Source organism: Rhizobium sp. ERR 942, from assembly GCF_007828395.1.
GTDB classification, from domain to species: domain Bacteria; phylum Pseudomonadota; class Alphaproteobacteria; order Rhizobiales; family Rhizobiaceae; genus Rhizobium; species Rhizobium dioscoreae.
Genome location: NZ_VIUA01000001.1, coordinates 383,111 through 401,226 on the forward strand (window position 1 = coordinate 383,111; position 18,116 = coordinate 401,226).

An 18,116-nucleotide genomic window follows, 5' to 3' on the forward strand; every position below is an offset into this window, starting at 1 on the left:
TCAGGCAGCGTTTTCCTGGCCCGTCTCGCGACCGAGCCAATGCGGATCGATTTCCGGCAGGGGAATGGCGTCGAGCAGCATTCGCGTATAGGCGGAAGCCGGCGCCGTGAAGACGCGCTCGCAATCGCCTTCCTCCTCGACACGGCCATGGCGCAGGACATAGACGCGGTCGCAGACGGCGCGGATGACGGAGAGATCGTGGCTGATGAACGCCATCGAGAGGCCGAGATCGCGCGAAAGCTCCTTCAGTAGATTCAGAACCTGGGCCTGGGTCGACACGTCGAGGCCGGAGACGATCTCGTCGGCGAGTACGAAATCCGGCTTCAGCAGAGCGGCACGCGCGATGCCGATGCGCTGGCGCTGGCCACCAGAGAGTTCATGCGGATTGCGGTCGAGGCATGCCTGAGGCAGCGTCACGCGTTCGAGAATTGCGGCAACCTGCCGCTCAGCTTCTTTCCGGTCCGAAGCCAGCCGATGTAGCAGTAACGGCTCGACGAGGATGCGGCGGATCGTGTGGCGCGGATTGAGCGAGGCCATCGGATCTTGAAAGATCATCTGCATGCGGCGGCGTAGCGGCCGCATCTCTGAATCGGGCAGATGCGCGATGTCTCGGCCATCGAAATGAATGCTGCCTGCCGTCACATCGACCAGCCGCAGCAGAGCGCGGCCGAGCGTTGTTTTGCCCGAACCGCTTTCGCCGACGATGCCGACGGTTTCGCCACGGCGGATATCGACATCGACGCCGTGCAGCACCTTGATGCCAAGGCCTGGCGGTCCGAAAAGATGTTTCTTGGCACCATAGGTGACCTCGATACCTTTGGCCGACAGCAGATGCTCGGAAACGCTCATCGACTTCCCTCCGGAATGCCGATCTCGCGGCGCAATTGTTCGAAAACGGCTTGCGGCACCGGCGTCAGCCCGGCATCCGGCCGGTCGTAGCGCGGCCCGGCCGATAGCAATGATTTCGTGTAGATATGCTTGGGATGCGTCAGCACGTCGCTCGTGCGTCCGTCTTCGATCACCTTGCCTGCGTAGAGCAGCGTCACGCTGTCGCAGATCTGGGCGACGACGCCGAGATCGTGGGTGACGAAGATGACGGCAGTGCCATGCGCTTCCTGCAGGCCGCGGATCAGCCGCAGGATCTGCTTCTGCACGGTGACGTCGAGCGCGGTGGTCGGCTCGTCGGCGACCACCAGTTTCGGCTCCAGCGCGAAGGCGGCGGCGATCAGGATGCGCTGCCGCATCCCTCCGGACAATTCGTGGGGATAGGCGCGCAGTACACGCTCGGGATCGCGGATATGCACTTCCTCCAACAGCTTTAGTGCCCGCAGTCGGGCGTCGCCCGATGATAGGCCCCGCTTCAACCGCAGGCCGTCGGTCAGTTGCGCCTCGATGCGCCGGCCGGGATTGAGGGCGGTTTGCGGGTCCTGCGGGATCAGCGAGATTTCGCTGCCCATGATGTCTCGCAATTCCCTGGCGGAGAGCGTGAGCAGGTCGCGGTTCTCGAACAATATCGAGCCGTTTGTGATGCGGACGCTGCGCGGCAGTATGCCGAGCAGGGCCTTGGCGATGGTGGATTTTCCGGCGCCGCTTTCGCCCACAAGACCGCGCACTTCGCCGCGCGTGAGCGTCAGGGAAACATCACGCAGGATCAGTGCGCTGCCGTCGCGGTCGGATATGGCGCTGAGGCCCGTCATGGAGAGAAGTGGAGATGTCATCGGCGCATCACCGGATCGAGGGCGCGGCGCAGACCGTCGCCGAGTTGATTGAAGGCAAGCACCGTTGCGAAGAGCGCGATCAGCGGTACGACCAGTACCCACCAGCCCTGATAGATCATCTGCCGCCCCTCGGCGATCATGCCGCCCCAGGTCGGCGTATCGGAGGCGACCGACAGGCCGACGAAGGACAGGATAGCTTCGACGATGACGGCAATGCCCATTTCCAGGCTGACGAGGGCGATCAGCACCGGCGTCACATTGGGCAGGATTTCGCTGAAGAGGATTCTGGCCCGCGAAAAGCCGATCGTGTGGGCGGCGGTCACATAATCCATCCGCGCCTGCGCCTGCGTTTCCGAGCGCACGACACGGCAGAAGCGCGTCCAGTCGATGATGACGATGGCCGCGATGACCGAGTGCACGCCGGAACCGAAGACCGCAACCAGCAGAATCGACAGCAGCACCGGCGGGAAGGCCATCCAGATATCGACGAGGCGGGAGATCGCCTTGTCGATCCAGCCGCCATACCAGCCGGCGAGAAGGCCGAGCAGCGTGCCGATCAGGGCCGCAAGCCCGGCCGCGACGAAGGCGACCGTGAGAGCGATGCGTGTGCCGAAGATGGCGCGCGACAGCACGTCGCGGCCGAGATCGTCGGTGCCGAATAGGAAGCCCGGATCGGAACCCTCGATCCATGCCGGCGGTAAGGTGCCGGACATCAGATCCTGCTCCAACGGGTCCTTCGGTGCGATATAGGGAGCAAAAATCGCGAGGATGAGGAGGATGAGGATGAAGCCGCCGCCAAAGATCACCTTTGGCTCGGCGAGCAGCGCGCGCAAACGTTTCGCCATTCTGAAGGGTGATTGCGGCATCGCGGGCGAGGTAACGTCAGCCATGAGCGAGCCTCGGATTGAAGGCCGCGACCAGCAGATCGACCGCCAGATTGACGAGAATGAAGAGGGCGCCGAAGACCAGCACCAGCCCCTGGATCAGCGGCAGGTCGCGGTTGATGACGGCATCGATCGCCATGTTGCCGATGCCGGGATAGGCGAAGATGCGCTCGACGATGACGGTACCGCCGATCAGGAAGGTGAATTGCACGCCGGTCAGCGCGATCGTCGGGCCGACGGCATTGCGCAGCGCCTCCTGCAGCACCAGCCGCAGCTCGGACATGCCCTTAAGTTTGGCAAGCAGAATATAGTCCTGCACCATGGCCTCGGAGAGAGCGGCCTTCAACACGCGGGCGATGATGGCGGCGAGCGGCAGGCCGAGCGCCAGGACCGGCATGACCATATGGGCGCAGATATCGGCGAAGATCGCAAACCGAAACGTTACGAGGCTTTCGATGAGATAGAAGGGCGTTGCGAATTGCGCGTCGATGCCCGGATCGATGCGTCCGGAGAGCGGGAAAAGCGGAAAAAGAACGCCGAGGACAAGGACCAGCGCCAGCGCCCAGACAAAATCCGGAACAGCCAGCAAAAGGCCGTTCAGGCTGTCGATCACGGGTTCGAAAATCGTGCGGCGGGCGAGCGTGCCGACAATGGCAACCGCGCCGCCGAGAAGAACCGCCAGGACGAGCGCGGCAAAGGCAAGCTCCAGCGTTGCGGGAAGGCGCTCGCCGAGCAGGGAGAGCACATCGCGCTTCAGGGAGATCGATGTCCCGAAATCGCCTATCAGGACCGATTTCAGCCAGAGCCAGAATTGCGTAGTCAGGCTCGCATCGAGCCCGTAATGGGCGCGCAGCGCGGCGATGTCGGCAGGGCTTGCGCCCGGCGAGATCATCATCGCGATCGGATCGCCCGGCACGACGCGCAGCAGGACGAAGACGATCACCGCCACTCCGAGGAGGGTGATCGCAGCCATGATCAGCCGGTTGAGAATGGAGACTGCTATCATGCGTTATGAGTTCCGATCCACGGCTATGGCGCTGAAGAGTCCTAAGCCCCTCATCCGCCCTCCTGTGCCTGTCGAAGGGCAGGCCCCTTCTCCCCGTATTGACGGGGAGAAGGGGAAAGAGGCACCTGCAGCCTACCCCTAACGACTTGTTCCGGCGAGGATACAAAGGTCGTTCCCTCTCCCCGCCCCTTCGACAAGCTCAGGACCGGGAGAGGGCTAGGGTGAGGGGCAAGGCTGCACGATCAAAGCTTGACGCATCAAGCCTTCGACACCAGCGTCGGCTGCAGGGCGCCGGAAACGTTTGGCGTAACCTTCAGGCTCGATTTATAGATGATCGGCTGGGCATATTGCAGCAACGGGATCACGTAGCCCTGCTCGGCGATATATTTGATCGCCGCTTTCCAGCCGGCGATGCGCTTGGACTCGTCCTTTTCCACCCAGAGCGGCCCCAGCATGTCGTCGACATCCTTGGTTTTCCAGGCTGAGTGCGGCGAGGGGCCGAACATGGCGAAGCCGGTCGAGGTGGTGGGATCGCCGATGGCGTTGCCCCAGTTGTAGAAGGCGGCTGGGCCGAGCTGGTGAGCGGCGCGCAGCTCATAATGCTTGGCGATTTCGTAAACTTCGATCTCAGCCTCGATACCGACCTTGCGCCACATGCCGACGATCGCCTGGATCATCTCGTAATCCTTCGGCTTGAAGCCGCGGGTCGTCTTGATGGTGAATTTCACCGGCTTTTCCGGCGAATAGCCGCTGGCGGCGAGAAGCTTCTTGGCCTGTTCCGGATCATAAGGGATTTTGACCGAGGCGTCGTAGGCTTCGTATTCCGGCGCTTCCAGTGTCGATAGCGGCTTGCCGTAGCCGCGCAGCAGCCGCTTGATGATCGCTTCCTTGTCGATCGCCATATTGGCGGCAAGGCGGACATTCTTGTCGAGCATCGGATCGACATTGCTGATGAAGATCATGCCGATATCGGAGATTGGGGTGGCGACGCCCGCAAGACCGGATTTCTTCTTCAGCCGGTCGAAATCCTCATAGGGGATTTCCAGCGTCACGTCGGACGAACCGGATTCGATTTCGGCGACACGGCTCGTCGTGTCCGGCACGAACTTGAAGATGACGGTATCGAAGGCGGGCTTGCCGCCGAAATAGTTGGGGTTCGCCTTCAGGCGCAGATAGGAATTGCCCTCATAGGCATCGACCATATAGGGGCCTGTGCCGATCGGCTTCTTTTCGAAGCCCTGCGCGCCCACCTTGGTGTAATAGTCCTTGGGCAAGACATAGCCGGTGAGAAAGGCCATCCATTTGAAATAGGTCGGCTCGAAACGGACGACATCGCCGGTGATGCGGTTGCCTTCCACTTTGTAATTGTTGGCGGTCGACCAGATGAACTGGATCGGGTTGCCGGTGTCCTGCTTGGCGGCGCGCTCCAGCGACCAGACGACGTCATCCGGTGTAAACTTGGAGCCGTCGTGCCAGGTCACACCTTCGCGAACGTCCATCCAGACTTTTGTCTTGTCATCGTTCCAGCCCCAGGCCGTCAAAAGGCCCGGCTGGAACTTCAGGTCCGGTCCCTGGCCGATATACTGGTCGAAGATCGAGCGATAGATCGCCTGGATCGTCGGATTAACGGCCGACGGGCCTGTCGTCGGATCGAAAGAGGGCAAATTGACGTTGAAAGCGATGGTCAGTGTGCCGGCTTCCGCTGCTTCCACAGGCGTTCTGCCGGCTAAAATCCCAGTCATGAATGCGGCTGCGCCGAGGCTCAGGGCCTCGCGCCGAGTAAGCGTTGTCATGGTCACTCCGTTCCCCTGTTAAGCGACAGAAAAGCATGACGCCCAACTGCCGCTGGCGATTTATTGTCGGAATGCTTTAATCTTAAAATACATATTTTGGAGCGGCAAGCGCTTTCTCTGGTGCTTCCGTAAAATCCCGGTCCGCAATTCTTACTCGGCTTCACATGTTCGCATAAATTTTATGCATACGCATATATTTGAGTGCAACGGAGATATCCGAGTCAACAATAACGGCTGGCGTCAGCATATTGCTGCCCAGCCGATATTGCAAAATGATGCGGCGATATCGCATAATTGTTCGTTGACAGTTCAAGGAAGTTCAAAATATGATTTTGCAAATGATTTAGAACAAGCCCACAAGGGCAAAGGGGTAACGTCATGGCCGAGCGATCGTTTGCGCGCGAGGTCGAGGATCTGAAGCTCGGGGAAGGCGACATCTTCCGCGGCGAGGGTATTCTCGCGATCACCAAGGCACTTTTGCAGTCCGGTGTTTCCTATGTGGGCGGCTATCAGGGCTCGCCGATCTCCCATCTCATGGACGTGCTGGCTGACGCCAAGGATGTGATGCAGGATCTGGGCGTCCATTTTGAGACCTCGGCCTCGGAGGCCGCCGCCGCCGCCATGCTCTCCGCCTCCGTCATGTATCCGGTGCGCGGCGCCGTCACCTGGAAATCAACGGCGGGCACCAATGTCGCCTCCGATGCGCTTTCCAACCTGTCTTCGGGCGGGGTGACTGGCGGCGCGCTCATCATTATCGGCGAGGATTATGGCGAGGGTTCCTCGATCATGCAGGAGCGCAGCCATGCCTATGCAATGAAATCGCAGATGTGGCTGCTCAATCCGCGCCCTAACCTGCCGTCGATCGTGCAGGCGGTGGAAGAGGGCTTCGAGCTTTCGGAAGTGTCGAACACGCCCGTCATGCTGCAGGTCGGGATCCGTAGCTGTCATGTCCATGGCCAGTTCGTCGCCAAGGACAACAAGCGGCCGGCCTATACGCTGAAGCAGGCGCTGGAAAATCCGGTTCGCGACGTCAACCGTATCGTCCTGCCGCCGGCCTCCTTCCTGCATGAGAAGGAAAAACTGGAGAAGCGCTGGCCGGCTGCCGTTGACTTCATCAAGAAACGCCAGCTCAACGAGTATTTCGGCCCCTCGGAGGGCGATGTCGGCATCATCCTGCTTGGCGGCATGTATAATGGCGTGCTGCGCGCGCTGCAGCAGCTCGGCCTTGCCGATGTCTACGGCAACTCCGCCGTGCCGCTTTATGTCTTGAATGTCGCCTATCCGCTTGTGGATGACCAGATCGCTGAGTTCTGCGCCAGCAAGAAGGCGGTGCTGATGGTGGAGGAGGGGGCGCCCGAATATATCGAGCAATCCCTAAATACCATCCTGCGCCGCCGCGATATCCAGACCAAGGTCGCTGGCAAGGACGTGCTGCCGATGGGCGGCGAATATACCGCGCCGGTGCTGATGAAGGGCATCAAGAACTTTCTGGAAGTTCACCAGCGTGTGCTGCTCGGCAACCAGCCGCCACTGCCGGATCCGACGCCTGTTCTTAACGACCCGAAGATCAAGGCGCTAGCCGAAGTCGTGCCGCCGCGGCCGCCCGGTTTCTGCATCGGCTGTCCGGAGCGGCCGATCTTCGCTGCCATGAAGATAGTCGAGGGCGAACTCGGCCAGCATCATATCTCCGGCGACATCGGCTGCCACCTCTTCTCGATCCTGCCGCCCTTCAATATCGGCAGCACGACCATGGGTTACGGGCTGGGACCGGCCGCGGCCTCAGCCTTCAATGTCGAAGCCGACAAGCGCGTGATCTCCGTCATGGGCGATGGTGGCTTCTGGCACAACGGGCTTGCGACCTCGGTCGGCAATGCCGTCTTCAACAAGCAGGATGGCGTCATCCTCGTCGTAGACAACTATTACTCGGCGGCGACCGGCGGGCAGGACATACCCTCTTCGCGCGCTCTCAATCCGCGCCGCAAGACCAACAATTCCATCGTCAATGCCGTCAAGGGCATCGGCGCGACCTGGGTGCGTCAGATCGATCGGACCTATGATGTCGCGAAGATGCGCGATACGCTGCGCGAGGCTCTGACCTCGAAGGAGCCGGGACCGAAGATCATCGTTGCCTCCTCGGAATGCATGCTCAACAAGCAGCGCCGCGTGAAGCCGCAATTCGCGAAGGCTGTCAAGGACGGCAAGCGCATGGTCAAGGAACGCTTCGGCGTGGACGAGGATGTCTGCACCGGCGATCACGCCTGCATCCGCCTTTCCGGCTGTCCTTCGCTGTCGGTCAAGCATACCGATGATCCGCTGAAGGACGATCCGGTGGCGGCGATCGACAATAATTGCGTGGGATGCGGCAATTGCGGCGAGGTCTCGGAGGCGGCGGTGCTCTGTCCCTCCTTCTACCGGGCCGACATCATTCACAACCCGACGGGTTGGGATCGGTTCGTCGCCCGCATGCGTTCCAGCATCATCGGCTGGCTGCAGGCGCGTCGCCGCGCTGGCCGCATCGTCTTTTCAGATTGAGAGGGCGAGATGAACGAACATGTGAGCATGAATGATCTCGGCGCTGCCAGGCTTTCTACGGATAAGCCGCTGTCGCTCGCCATTCTCGCCATGGGCGGGCAGGGCGGCGGCGTCCTGGCCGACTGGATCGTCGGCCTTGCCGAAGCCGAAGGCTGGATGGCGCAGACGACCTCTGTGCCCGGCGTTGCCCAGCGTACGGGCGCGACGATCTATTATATTGAAATGCTGCCGGCGAAGGATGGCCACGCGCCGATCTTCTCTCTGATGCCGACGCCGGGCGATGTCGATGTCGTCATGGCGGCCGAGTTGATGGAAGCCGGCCGCTCCGTGCTGCGCGGCTTAGTCACGCCGGACAAGACGCTACTGATCGCCTCGACGCATCGCTCCTTTGCGGTTGCCGAAAAGGAAAAGCCGGGCGATGGCATCGGCAATGCCGAGGTGGTGGTCGATGCCACGGATTTCGCCGCCAAGCGCACCATCGCCTTCGATATGGAAACGATGGCTGTCAGGAACGGCAGCGTGATTTCCGCTTCCATGTTCGGCGCATTGGCCGGCTCCGGTGCATTGCCGTTCGGCAAGCAGGCTTTCGAGGCGATGATCCGCGCCGGCGGCAAGGGTATCGAGTCCAGCCTCAAGGCGTTCAATGCCGCCTTCGACCGGGTCAAGGAGAAGCCGCGCGATGCGGTTTCCGCAACGCCGCCGAAGCATTTCGATGCACTGCCTGAAACCGCCGGTCATCCGGCCCTAGATCGCCTCGTCAATCGCATCCGCGCCGAATTTCCCGAAGTTGCCTGGCCGCTGCTCTTTGCCGGGGTCAAGAAGCTGACCGATTATCAGGATCCGGCCTATGCCGATGAGTATCTGAGCCGCGTCGCGGCACTCCAAGCGCTGGATCGCAAGGCCGGCGGCGCGACCAAGGACTTCGCCTTCACCGTACAGGCGGCGAAATATGTGGCCGTTGCCATGGCTTATGACGACGTCATACGCGTTGCCGATCTGAAGGTGCGTGGCTCGCGCTTCGAGCGCGTGCGCAAGGAAGTCGGCGCCAAGGACGACCAGATCGTCTACATGACCGAATACATGCATCCGCGCATGGATGAGGTCTGCGGCACGATGCCGAAGGGTATGGGACTCTGGATTGAAAGCCGGCCGCGCCTGTTTGCCCGGTTCGACCGCTTCATCAACAAGGGACGCCGGGTTCAGACCGCTACGCTGTTTTGGTTCCTCGGCCTCTACTTGGTCTCGGCGCTGCGGCGCTTCCGTCGCGGCACGCTGCGGCATGCGCGCGAGGTGGAGCATCGCGAGGCCTGGCTGGCAGCCGCATCCAATCTGCTGGCTGCGAATTACGATCTTGCCGTCGAGGTGCTCGGCAATCGCCGCCTCGTCAAAGGCTATTCCGATACGCATGCACGCGGTCTTTCCAAGTTCGATCGCGTCATGTCGGCGCTGCCGCTCCTGCGCGAGCGCGAGGATGGAGCCGCGTGGATGCGACGGCTGCGGCAGGCTGCACTTCTGGACGAAAAGGGTACGGCGCTCGACGGAGCGCTCAAAACGGTCGGGACGCTCTGACACGACCACGCCGGACGCAAATAATATCGGCCAAGACCGACAATTCCAAAAGGGAACAGTCGCATGGACACTCTTCGAAATGGCGCTGCGAAGGACCTTTCAAGTCCTCGCGGCGGTGAGATCTCGCATGCCAGAAGCCTCGTCGTCGTGCTCATTTGCTGGCTGGCGATCTTTGCGGAGGGCTACGATGTCGGCGTTCTCGGCGCCATTCTGCCGGCGCTGTCCACCGACAATGTTTGGCACCTCACGCCGCTCCAGCTCGGGGCTATGGGCAGCTACACCGTCTTCGGCATGCTTGTCGGTGGCATTGTCGTCGGTACGCTCAGCGATCTCTACGGCCGCAAGCCGATGTTTCTCGCCTGCCTTTCGCTATTCGCCGTCTGCACGGCTGTCACCGCATGGTCACCGACGCCGACATGGTTCGGTGTCAGCCGTTTTGCCGCCGGTCTTGGCCTCGGCGGCATCATTCCGTTGGCGGCGGCGCTGACCATCGAATATTCGCCGACCGCGAAGAAGAATCTCAATTACGGCATCATGTATTCCGGCTATTCGCTGGGCCTGTTTGCCGCCGCGCTCGTCGGTAGATGGTTATTGCCGGATTATGGATGGCGGCCGGTCGTTCTTATCGGCGCGCTCCCGGTATTGTTCGTGCCTATTATGGCATGGTTGCTGCCCGAGTCGCTTGATTTCCTCGTTGCGAAGGGGCGAGGCGAGAATGCGAGGCGGCTTGCTGCCCGGCTTGGCGTTCCCGTCCCTGCGGGAAGCGCGCCCAGGGAAACCGGCCTCGGCTGGCGCGCAGTGTTGGGCGAGATCTTTTCGCCGAGAAACGCCTTCGCCACCGCCTGCTTCTGGATCGCACTGTTCATGGGGTTGCTCCTCGTCTACGGGCTGGCCCAGTGGCTGCCGCAGATCATGCGCAAGAGTGGTTATGATCTCGGCGACAGCCTGCTCTTCCTCGCCGTCTTCAGCTTCACCTCCGCGATCGGCGGCATCGTGCTTGGCCAATGGGCGGATCGTTTTGGCGTGCGGTTGACCGTGACGCTATCCTATCTGCTTGGTGCCGTCGGTATAGCGCTTCTCGCTTTCAAGGGATCCATCTGGCTGAACTACACGGTCGTCGCCATTGCCGGTTTCGGCACGGTTTCGGCATCGCTGATCCTCACCGGCTATCTTGCCGCTTATCTGCAGCCTTTCGTGCGGGCAGCCGGCACCGGCTGGGCGCTGAGCTTTTCGCGCATCGGCGCGCTTTCCGGCCCCTTGATGGGTGGATACATCGCCAGCCTGAATGTCGGCCCGGAATGGAATTTCTATATTTTCGCCATTGTTGCCGCCATCGCGGCATTGGCAACGGCGCTGATACCGAACAGGCGGTGATCCGAACTGGAGCGGAATCTATCCGGCTGCTCAGATCTCGTGCTTCCTGATATTGTGCAGCACCTTATGCAGGGTCGAGATGAAGGTGCGGTATTCTGCTTCATCGACGCCGTCGAACATCTGCAGGAAGAGGTCGTACATGGTCGGCCACACCTTCTCGAAGGCGGCGCGGCCCTCCTCGGTGATGGAGACATCGCGGATGCGCATGTCTTCGGCGCGCGGCTGGCGGCGGATGTAGCCCTGCTGCTCGAGGGAATCCAAAGTGCGGCTCATCGTCGATTGTTCGGTCACCGCAAAGACGGAGAGCTCGTTGATGGTGACGCTGGACGAGACGCTGAGGACGGCAAGCGCGCGCATCTTGGCGGTCGTCATATCGTATTCACGCAGCTCTTCCGAAAGATTGGCGTTCCAGCGCGCCATCAGCCGGTTCATGAGATAAGGCGCGAAGTGATTGAGGCCGATTTCGCCCATGGTCGGGCGCTTCGCGTTCTCATCCCGCTTGCGCCTCAAAATGGTGCCTGAAAACCGTTCCTCCATCGACGAAACTCCTCCTCCGGAAACGTGTTACTTCAGCGATGATGCGAGCAGGAAGCCGGAGCCCCCACCAAGGCCCGCACCGGGATGCGCCGAAGCGCCGATGTGGTAGAGGCCCGATATGTGGGTGCGGTGGTTAACAGATGACTTGAAAGGACGCCAGATGAAAAGCTGGTCGATGCCGCAATAGCCGCCGTAGGGATCGCCGCCGACAAGGTTCATGTTCATCGCCTCCAGATCGCCAGGAGAATAGGCGCGGCGCGCGAGTTTTATGCCGGAGAAGTTCTCGATATGGCTGGATAGAAGCGCCTCAATACGGTCGGCATAGCGCTCGCGCACCTCTTCCGTCCAGCGGCCGTCCCCTGGTGTTTCGATCTCGCCGGCGGCATCTCCCTTGATGTGGCGCGGCGCTTCGGGAAGCTGCAGCCAGAGGATCGACTTTCCTTCCGGTGCGCGGCTGGGATCGAGCGCGACAGGCTGCCCGACGCAGACCGTAGGTTCGGCCGGCAGAAGCCCGCGCTCACATTCGTTGGCGGCGCGCGAGACGCCGTCGAGGCCGGGGGTGAGGTGCAGCAGTGCCACCTTGCCGAGTTCGGCATTGGCCTTCCAGCGCGGCGGCTCGGAAAGCGCATAGTGGATCTGCATATCGCCCTTGCCGTAGCGGTAGCTGGCAACGCCTGATTTGATCTCCGGCGGCAGCGGATCTGGCCAATCCTTCATCAGCCGCTCGTAAAGCTGATTGGGTGTGACCGAGCAGATCACGCCGGCCTTTGATCTCAAGGTTTCGCCATTCGCAAGACGTATGCCATCGGCACTGCGATTGGCGTCCGGAATGATGGCCTCGACATCGGCACTCACGCGAATCTCGCCGCCATTGTCGGTGATCAACCGTTCGAAGGCGGTCAGCAGTTTTTCGGCGCCACCCTTGACGATCGGCGCGCCGCCCAATTCCAATGCGAAGCCGATCACCTTCAGCATTTCGGCGGAATAGGCGCTTTCGGGCCCAAGGCCGCAATGAAGCACCCACGGCGCCCAGAGCGCATGGATATCCTCGGACCTGTAGCTGGTTTCGAGATAGCCGCGTGCCGGCGTCAAAGCATCGCCAAACCAGGCAGCGAGCTTGCGCAGGCCGCGGTTCCAGCCCTGCTTGCCGATGGTCTTGAGCATCGATCCCGACCACAATGCACCGCCGAGCAGCGAAAACAGGAATGGCGCATCTGCGGCCAGCGCATCCATTTCGCGCGCGAAGGTTTGCCCATCGCCGAGCGACAGTTCATCGAAGGTGGCGATATTGCGCCGCCGGTCCTTCGAAAAGATCACATGCGAACCATCAGGCCTGAGCACGCCCGTGGGGAGGTCGGCATGGGCGAATTCCAGGCCTCGTGCCTCGAGATCCTTACCGATGGCGCCATAGGCCGGTGAGGTGAGGAACAGCACCATGGTCGTTGCCATGACGTCGTGGATGAAGCCGGGCTCGGTGACCTCCTCGGTGCGCAGGCAACCGCCGATGCGGTCGTTGCGCTCAAGGACAAGAACCTTGTGGCCCTTTTTGCCGAGCATGGCGGCTGCGACGAGCGCATTTATGCCGCTGCCGACGATGATGTAGTCATGATCGCCCATTGCTGCCGCCCCTCACTGGCAAGATGAACAGAAAGGAGGAGCCTGCCCCAGGCTCCTGCCTCTCCAGCCTATCATGCAATCAATGCCAGTGCGCGAACCGGCGAGCCGGTGCCCTTGACGAACTTCAACGGCGCAGCGATGAGAACAGCGCCCTTAGCCGGAAGCTGGTCGAGGTTCGAGAGGCTGGCGAGGCCATAGCGATTGGCCTTGTGCATGAGGTTGTGCGCCGGGAAAGGCGGGTTCATGCCGCCGGCGGAACCGGCATCGGTGCCGATGGTCTCCTGGCCCCAGCCGATAATGCCCTTGGTGAGCAGATATTCGATCGCTTCGGCCGTCGGGCCGGGGGAATGCGGGCCGTTTTCATCGGCATTCAGGAAGGTCTCGGTTGAGCCGTTACGCTTGTACCAGTCGGTACGCAGCAGTACCCAGCTGCCGGCTTCGATCGCACCGTTCTGGGCTTCCCATTCCTTGATGCTGTCGACCGTCAGCAAATAATCGGGGTTGGCGGCGGCTTCCTTGGAGCGGTCGATGACATTGACCGGCGCCACAAAATTCTGCGGCGGAATGGTGTCCGTCGTGTTGTTCGGATGGTCCTTGCCGGTGATCCAGTGACAGGGCGCGTCGAAATGCGTGCCGGTATGCTCGCCGAGCTCCAGCCAGTTCCAGGCCCAGAAGGGGCCGTCCTGATTGTATTCGGAGATCGTATGGACCTTGACGTTCGGCGTGTTCTTGCCGAACTGTGGCGGCAGGTAGAGCACCGGAGTGTCCGGACCGAGCGGTGCGGTGAGATCGACGACCTTGACGGAGCCCGAAAGAAGGGCCGAGGCGAGGCTGGCGAGTGTGGTGGCTGTCATATTTTGCGTTCCCCTTGTTGTTGCATGATCCATGCAAAGAGCCTTTTTGTGGGTCTTTTGTTCAGGATCAGGCATGAAGTTGGTATCGCCAGGCGTGGGGTGCCTTTCCTCCTGGCACCGGCTCCGCGCGGCGGCGGAATAAGGAGAGCCTATGTCACAATATATGATATTGCAAGCATTCCGCTGGGGTTCGCGGAGCCAATTTTGACCTGAGATCAGCGGCCGTCATGAGTTTGTAAACTGCTGAAGTAAAACGGAATTCTTCTAGGTAATTCGGTAAAACACTATCATTGGTTGCTTTTGCCTCTTGTGGCTCGCGTCAACAGGTACTTGAAGCTTAAAACTCAAAATGTATGCATGTGATAATAATAATCACAAACCAAAAAGGGGCAGATGATGAGCTACGATGCGATCATAGTCGGGGCCGGCCACAATGGCCTGGCGGCGGCGGTGCATTTGGCCGCCAAGGGCTGGAAGGTTGCCGTTATCGAGGGAAATGCGGAGCCCGGCGGTGCCGTCAAGACTCGTGAGGTGACGCTGCCCGGCTTCCGGCATGATCTTTGTGCCATGAATCTTTCCATGTTCGCCGGCTCGGCCTTCTTTGCGCAATATAAGAACGAGCTTTCGGCCGAAGGGCTGGACTTCATACCTGCAGCGGATTGTTTCGCTAGCGTGTTTCGCGACAACACCTATCTCGGCGTCAGCACCGATCTGGAAAAGACCGCTGGCGCCATCGCCGATATCTCACCGCAGGATGCTGCAGCCTGGCGCAATATGCTCTCTACGTTCGGTGCGGATGCCCCGCATATTTTCGGCCTGCTCGGCTCGCCCATGCCATCCCTGGCCGTCGCCAGGGTTGTCTGGAAGGCTTGGCGCGAAAAGGGAATGGGCTGGATTTATGACACTGCGCGTATGCTCTTTGCCTCGCCGCGCGATTTTCTCGATGCCCGTTTCCAGAATACCAAGCTCAAGACGATGATGGCCGCCTGGGGTCTGCATCTCGACTTTGCGCCCGATGTCGCCGGCGGTGCGCTGTTTCCCTATCTCGAATCTATGGCCAATCAGGCCTTCGGCATGGTGATCGGCAAAGGCGGAGCCGATACGATCATCAAGGCGATGGCGGCCGTGCTGACGAGCAAGGGCGGCGAGTTGATGCTGGGCACGTGCGTCGACAAGATCGTCACGTCAGGCGGAAAGGCGACGGGTGTCGTGCTAGCCGATGGGCGCCGCTACGAGGCGAAGCGGGCCGTTATCGCCAATGTCCATCCGCAGATCCTGTTCGGTAAGCTTCTGGACCAGGACCCGTCACGCCGGGAGTTCGACGGCAAGGTGTCCCGCTTCCGGGCCGGACCCGGCACGATGATGATCCATCTGGCGCTGTCTGGCCTTCCGGATTGGACGGCAGGCCAGGCGCTGCAGAATTTCGCCTATGTGCATGTCGCGCCGGATCTCGAAATGATGTCGCGCGTCTATGCCGAGGCGATGGGCGGGCTTCTGCCGGCGGAGCCTGCGCTTGTGGTCGGGCAGCCGACGGCCATCGACCCGTCGCGCGCGCCGGCCGGACAGCATGTGCTCTGGATACAGGTGCGTGTCCTGCCGGCGGAATTCCGCGGCGATGCCGCCGGCGAGATCACCGGCACAAGCTGGAACGAGATCAAGGATGCTTATGCCGAGCGTGTCCTCGATATCATCGAGCGCTATGCCCCAGGCTTGCATGGCAAGATACTTGGCCGTTCAGTCTTTTCGCCCGTCGATCTCGAACGCGAGAACCCGAACCTCGTCGGCGGCGACAATCTCTCGGGCAGTCATCATCTCGACCAGAATTTCCTGTTCCGCCCCGTTGCCGGCTATTCGCGATACAGGACGCCCGTGGCATCGCTTTACATGTGCGGGGCTTCGACATGGCCGGGCGCCGGAACCGGCGCCGGCTCCGGCTTCATGCTGGGGAAAATGCTGGCAAAGTGACAGTTATGCGACTTGACGGCTAAACCTTTGACATTTCAAATATCGTCCCCTAGATCGCTTAGATTGATGATGCGGAATGATAGGCCGAGGCGACGTCATGACAGAGTCCGAGAGTGCAACCGTTGACCTGGAGATCATTGTTCAGGGAGCGCAGGAAGGCAAAAAACTGGAGCTGCGGCTCTGGCTGCGCATGCTTTCGACGACGAAGCTGATCTCGCAGGAAATCCGCCGCCGCCTGCGCAACGAGTTCGGCGCGACCTTGCCGCAATTCGACCTGATGGCGCAGCTTTATCGCGAGCGGGATGGTCTGCGGCTCGGGGAGCTTTCGAAGCGCACCATGGTCACCAACGGCAATGTCACCGGACTGGTCGAACGGCTGGAAGCGGATGGCCTCGTGCAGCGCGTGACGCCCGATGGCGATCGGCGCGTGACGGTCGCCAAGCTCACGGCGAAGGGCGAGACCCAATTCAGCGCCATGGCCGCCGCCCATGAAGGCTGGCTGCGCGACATGATGGCAGATGTGGAGCCCGCAATCGTTAGCGAGCTGTGGCGGGATATCGGTGCGGTGAAATCATCCGTCAGCAACCATCTTTCGGGTGTCGATTTCGATTGATGCTGGCCCTTATCTGGCACGTTCGCTCTTGAACTTCTTTTCAAGCACGCTGACGAGGCGGACCATCGGCCAGAGCAGGATGATGTAGATCAGCGCGGCCATGATCAGCGGCGATGGGTTGGCGTAGAAGCCTTGGGCGTTCTGCCCCTCTTTCAGCAGTTCCGGCAAAGCCACGGTCGAGGCGAGCGACGTATCCTTGAACATCGACACGCAATTGCTCGTCGTCGGTGGGATGACGATGCGGACCGCTTGCGGCAGCACGACCTTGTAGAGCGTGATCAGGAAGGGAATGCCGAGAGCGGCGGCCGCCTCGAACTGGCCGCGCGGCACGCTTTCGATTCCTGAGCGGAAGACTTCGGCCGAGTAGGCGGCCAGCACGATCGAGAAGCCGAGGATTGCCGACCACCATGCGGAAAAGCTGATGCCGACGAAGGGTAGCGCGTAATAGATCAGGATCAGCACGACCAGCATCGGCATGGCGCGCATGATGTCGATATAGGCGATCATCAGGAGCTGCAGCGGCTTGGGGGCATAGAGGCGCACCAGGCTGACGACGAGGCCGCCGGTTACCCCAATCAGGATGCTGACCACGCCCAGCGCGATGGTCATCCAAAGCCCGCGTAGCAGCTGCGGGAAGGCCGAGATCATGACGTCGGAATTGAAGAAGGTATCGACGAAAGACATTGGCACTCCCGCGTGCGAAACGAAGACGAGGTTTCCTGCATCCACGCCGGTCGTCGCGACCGGCGCAGTCTCATTTCAATAATGATCTTTTGATCACGCTTTGGGGATCGGCAGTTCGGTCACGGTGGAGGAGCCCGCAGGCGCCTTGCTGCCGAACCACTTCTCGTGGATCTTATCCAGCGTGCCGTCCTTCTTCATCGCGGTGATCGCATCGTTGATCTTGGCGACGAGCGGCGAATCCTTGGTCATCATCAGGCCGTATTGTTCGCCGGTCTTGATGCGATCCTTGATGGCGAAGCCCTTGGTCTTGACGAAGAGATACTGCATGCCCGGGATATCGCTGACGACGGCGTCGATGCGGCCTGCGCCGAGATCAAGGAACATGTCCTGCTGCGAATTGTAGCCCTTGACGTCGGCAAAGCCCTGAGCGGCCTTGTTGTCGTTGGCCCATTTTTCGCCCGTCGAACCCGACAGCACGCCGACGACGGTGCCCTTGAGATCGGCAAGCGATTTGATTTTGCTGCCTTCCTTCGTGGCGACGCCCATGTCGGAGTCGTAATAGGGCTGGGTGAAAGACTGCGACTTCAGGCGTTCCGGCGTAATCGTGATGGATGAGATCGCCACGTCGATGCGCTTGGAACTGGTTGCCGCAAACAGGGCCTGAAAGCCGTAGTCGGCGATATTCGTGGTCATACCGGCGCGCTTGGCCGCTTCGTTGACGATGTCGACCTCGAAGCCTTCGAAGCCGCCATTTGCGGTCTTGTATTCGAAGGGCGGGTTGTTGGGATAGGAGCCGACGTTCAGCACATCGGCGGCATAGGCGAAGTGGCTTCCGCCGGCCAGGCCGACGGCGGTCGCAAGGACCAGCAAACTGCGACGAGTAATGGGCATTTTCTTGGTCTCCCTCTGGTTATGGCCGCCGGCTTTTCCTCTCACCAGCGGTATTCCCCGTCCGCCCGATTGGCGGCCG

At 61.0% G+C, this 18,116-nt stretch carries 15 protein-coding genes; 5 read left to right on the forward strand and 10 right to left on the reverse strand.

Translation table 11 applies throughout. The features are described 5' to 3' along the window. The 5 genes from FBZ97_RS01855 to FBZ97_RS01875 form a co-directional block, all read right to left on the reverse strand. Complete coding sequence (locus tag FBZ97_RS01855) at positions 1-849, reverse strand: ABC transporter ATP-binding protein (RefSeq protein WP_145316222.1); 849 nt, start codon at positions 847-849, stop codon at positions 1-3. Beyond that, positions 846-1,718 (reverse strand): ABC transporter ATP-binding protein, encoded by an 873-nt coding sequence (locus FBZ97_RS01860; RefSeq protein WP_145316224.1) that lies wholly within the window; start codon positions 1,716-1,718, stop codon positions 846-848. The genes FBZ97_RS01855 and FBZ97_RS01860 overlap by 4 nt, the downstream gene beginning before the upstream one ends. Beyond that, positions 1,715-2,608: an ABC transporter permease gene (locus tag FBZ97_RS01865; protein ID WP_145316226.1), complete on the reverse strand. Its 894-nt coding sequence runs from the start codon at positions 2,606-2,608 to the stop codon at positions 1,715-1,717. Before FBZ97_RS01865 ends, FBZ97_RS01860 begins: the two co-directional genes overlap by 4 nt. Continuing rightward, positions 2,601-3,608, reverse strand: a complete 1,008-nt coding sequence (locus FBZ97_RS01870) for an ABC transporter permease (RefSeq protein ID WP_145316228.1) — start codon at positions 3,606-3,608, stop codon at positions 2,601-2,603. Before FBZ97_RS01870 ends, FBZ97_RS01865 begins: the two co-directional genes overlap by 8 nt. Before the next feature lie 257 nt (positions 3,609-3,865). Continuing rightward, positions 3,866-5,401 carry an ABC transporter substrate-binding protein gene (locus tag FBZ97_RS01875; RefSeq protein ID WP_113351645.1) on the reverse strand — a complete coding sequence of 512 codons (1,536 nt, stop codon included), beginning with the start codon at positions 5,399-5,401 and terminating at the stop codon, positions 3,866-3,868. Positions 5,402-5,779: 378 nt separating this feature from the next. On the opposite strand from FBZ97_RS01875, the gene FBZ97_RS01880 reads away from it, so the two are divergent. From FBZ97_RS01880 to FBZ97_RS01890, 3 genes are all read left to right on the forward strand, one after another. Continuing rightward, a complete protein-coding gene (locus tag FBZ97_RS01880; RefSeq protein ID WP_145316230.1) occupies positions 5,780-7,933 on the forward strand; it encodes an indolepyruvate ferredoxin oxidoreductase subunit alpha in 2,154 nt (717 codons plus the stop codon). 9 nt (positions 7,934-7,942) lie between these two features. After that, positions 7,943-9,502, forward strand: a complete 1,560-nt coding sequence (locus FBZ97_RS01885) for an indolepyruvate oxidoreductase subunit beta family protein (protein WP_145316232.1) — start codon at positions 7,943-7,945, stop codon at positions 9,500-9,502. Between the two features lie 63 nt (positions 9,503-9,565). After that, complete coding sequence (locus FBZ97_RS01890) at positions 9,566-10,876, forward strand: MFS transporter (RefSeq protein WP_113420415.1); 1,311 nt, start codon at positions 9,566-9,568, stop codon at positions 10,874-10,876. Between the two features lie 30 nt (positions 10,877-10,906). Here the strand turns inward: FBZ97_RS01890 and FBZ97_RS01895 are convergent, their stop codons facing one another. The 3 genes from FBZ97_RS01895 to FBZ97_RS01905 form a co-directional block, all read right to left on the reverse strand. Next, positions 10,907-11,413, reverse strand: a complete 507-nt coding sequence (locus FBZ97_RS01895; protein ID WP_113231756.1) for a MarR family transcriptional regulator — start codon at positions 11,411-11,413, stop codon at positions 10,907-10,909. Positions 11,414-11,440: 27 nt separating this feature from the next. Continuing rightward, positions 11,441-13,030: an NAD(P)/FAD-dependent oxidoreductase gene (locus tag FBZ97_RS01900; protein WP_145316234.1), complete on the reverse strand. Its 1,590-nt coding sequence runs from the start codon at positions 13,028-13,030 to the stop codon at positions 11,441-11,443. A 71-nt stretch (positions 13,031-13,101) separates the two neighbouring features. Further along, the gene (locus tag FBZ97_RS01905) at positions 13,102-13,884 is read right to left on the reverse strand and encodes a cyclase family protein (RefSeq protein WP_113330294.1); all 783 of its coding nucleotides are present in this window, start codon (positions 13,882-13,884) and stop codon (positions 13,102-13,104) included. Between the two features lie 393 nt (positions 13,885-14,277). On the opposite strand from FBZ97_RS01905, the gene FBZ97_RS01910 reads away from it, so the two are divergent. After that, positions 14,278-15,849 (forward strand): NAD(P)/FAD-dependent oxidoreductase, encoded by a 1,572-nt coding sequence (locus FBZ97_RS01910; RefSeq protein WP_145316236.1) that lies wholly within the window; start codon positions 14,278-14,280, stop codon positions 15,847-15,849. 97 nt (positions 15,850-15,946) lie between these two features. Then, positions 15,947-16,462 carry a MarR family transcriptional regulator gene (locus FBZ97_RS01915; RefSeq protein WP_145316239.1) on the forward strand — a complete coding sequence of 172 codons (516 nt, stop codon included), beginning with the start codon at positions 15,947-15,949 and terminating at the stop codon, positions 16,460-16,462. Between the two features lie 9 nt (positions 16,463-16,471). On the opposite strand, the gene FBZ97_RS01920 is transcribed toward FBZ97_RS01915, so the two are convergent. After that, positions 16,472-17,146, reverse strand: coding sequence for an amino acid ABC transporter permease (locus tag FBZ97_RS01920; RefSeq protein WP_113330292.1), 675 nt, complete (start codon positions 17,144-17,146; stop codon positions 16,472-16,474). 93 nt (positions 17,147-17,239) lie between these two features. Then, entirely contained in the window at positions 17,240-18,037 is a 798-nt protein-coding gene (locus tag FBZ97_RS01925; protein ID WP_145316241.1) for an ABC transporter substrate-binding protein, read from the reverse strand. Positions 18,038-18,116 lie beyond the last annotated feature (79 nt).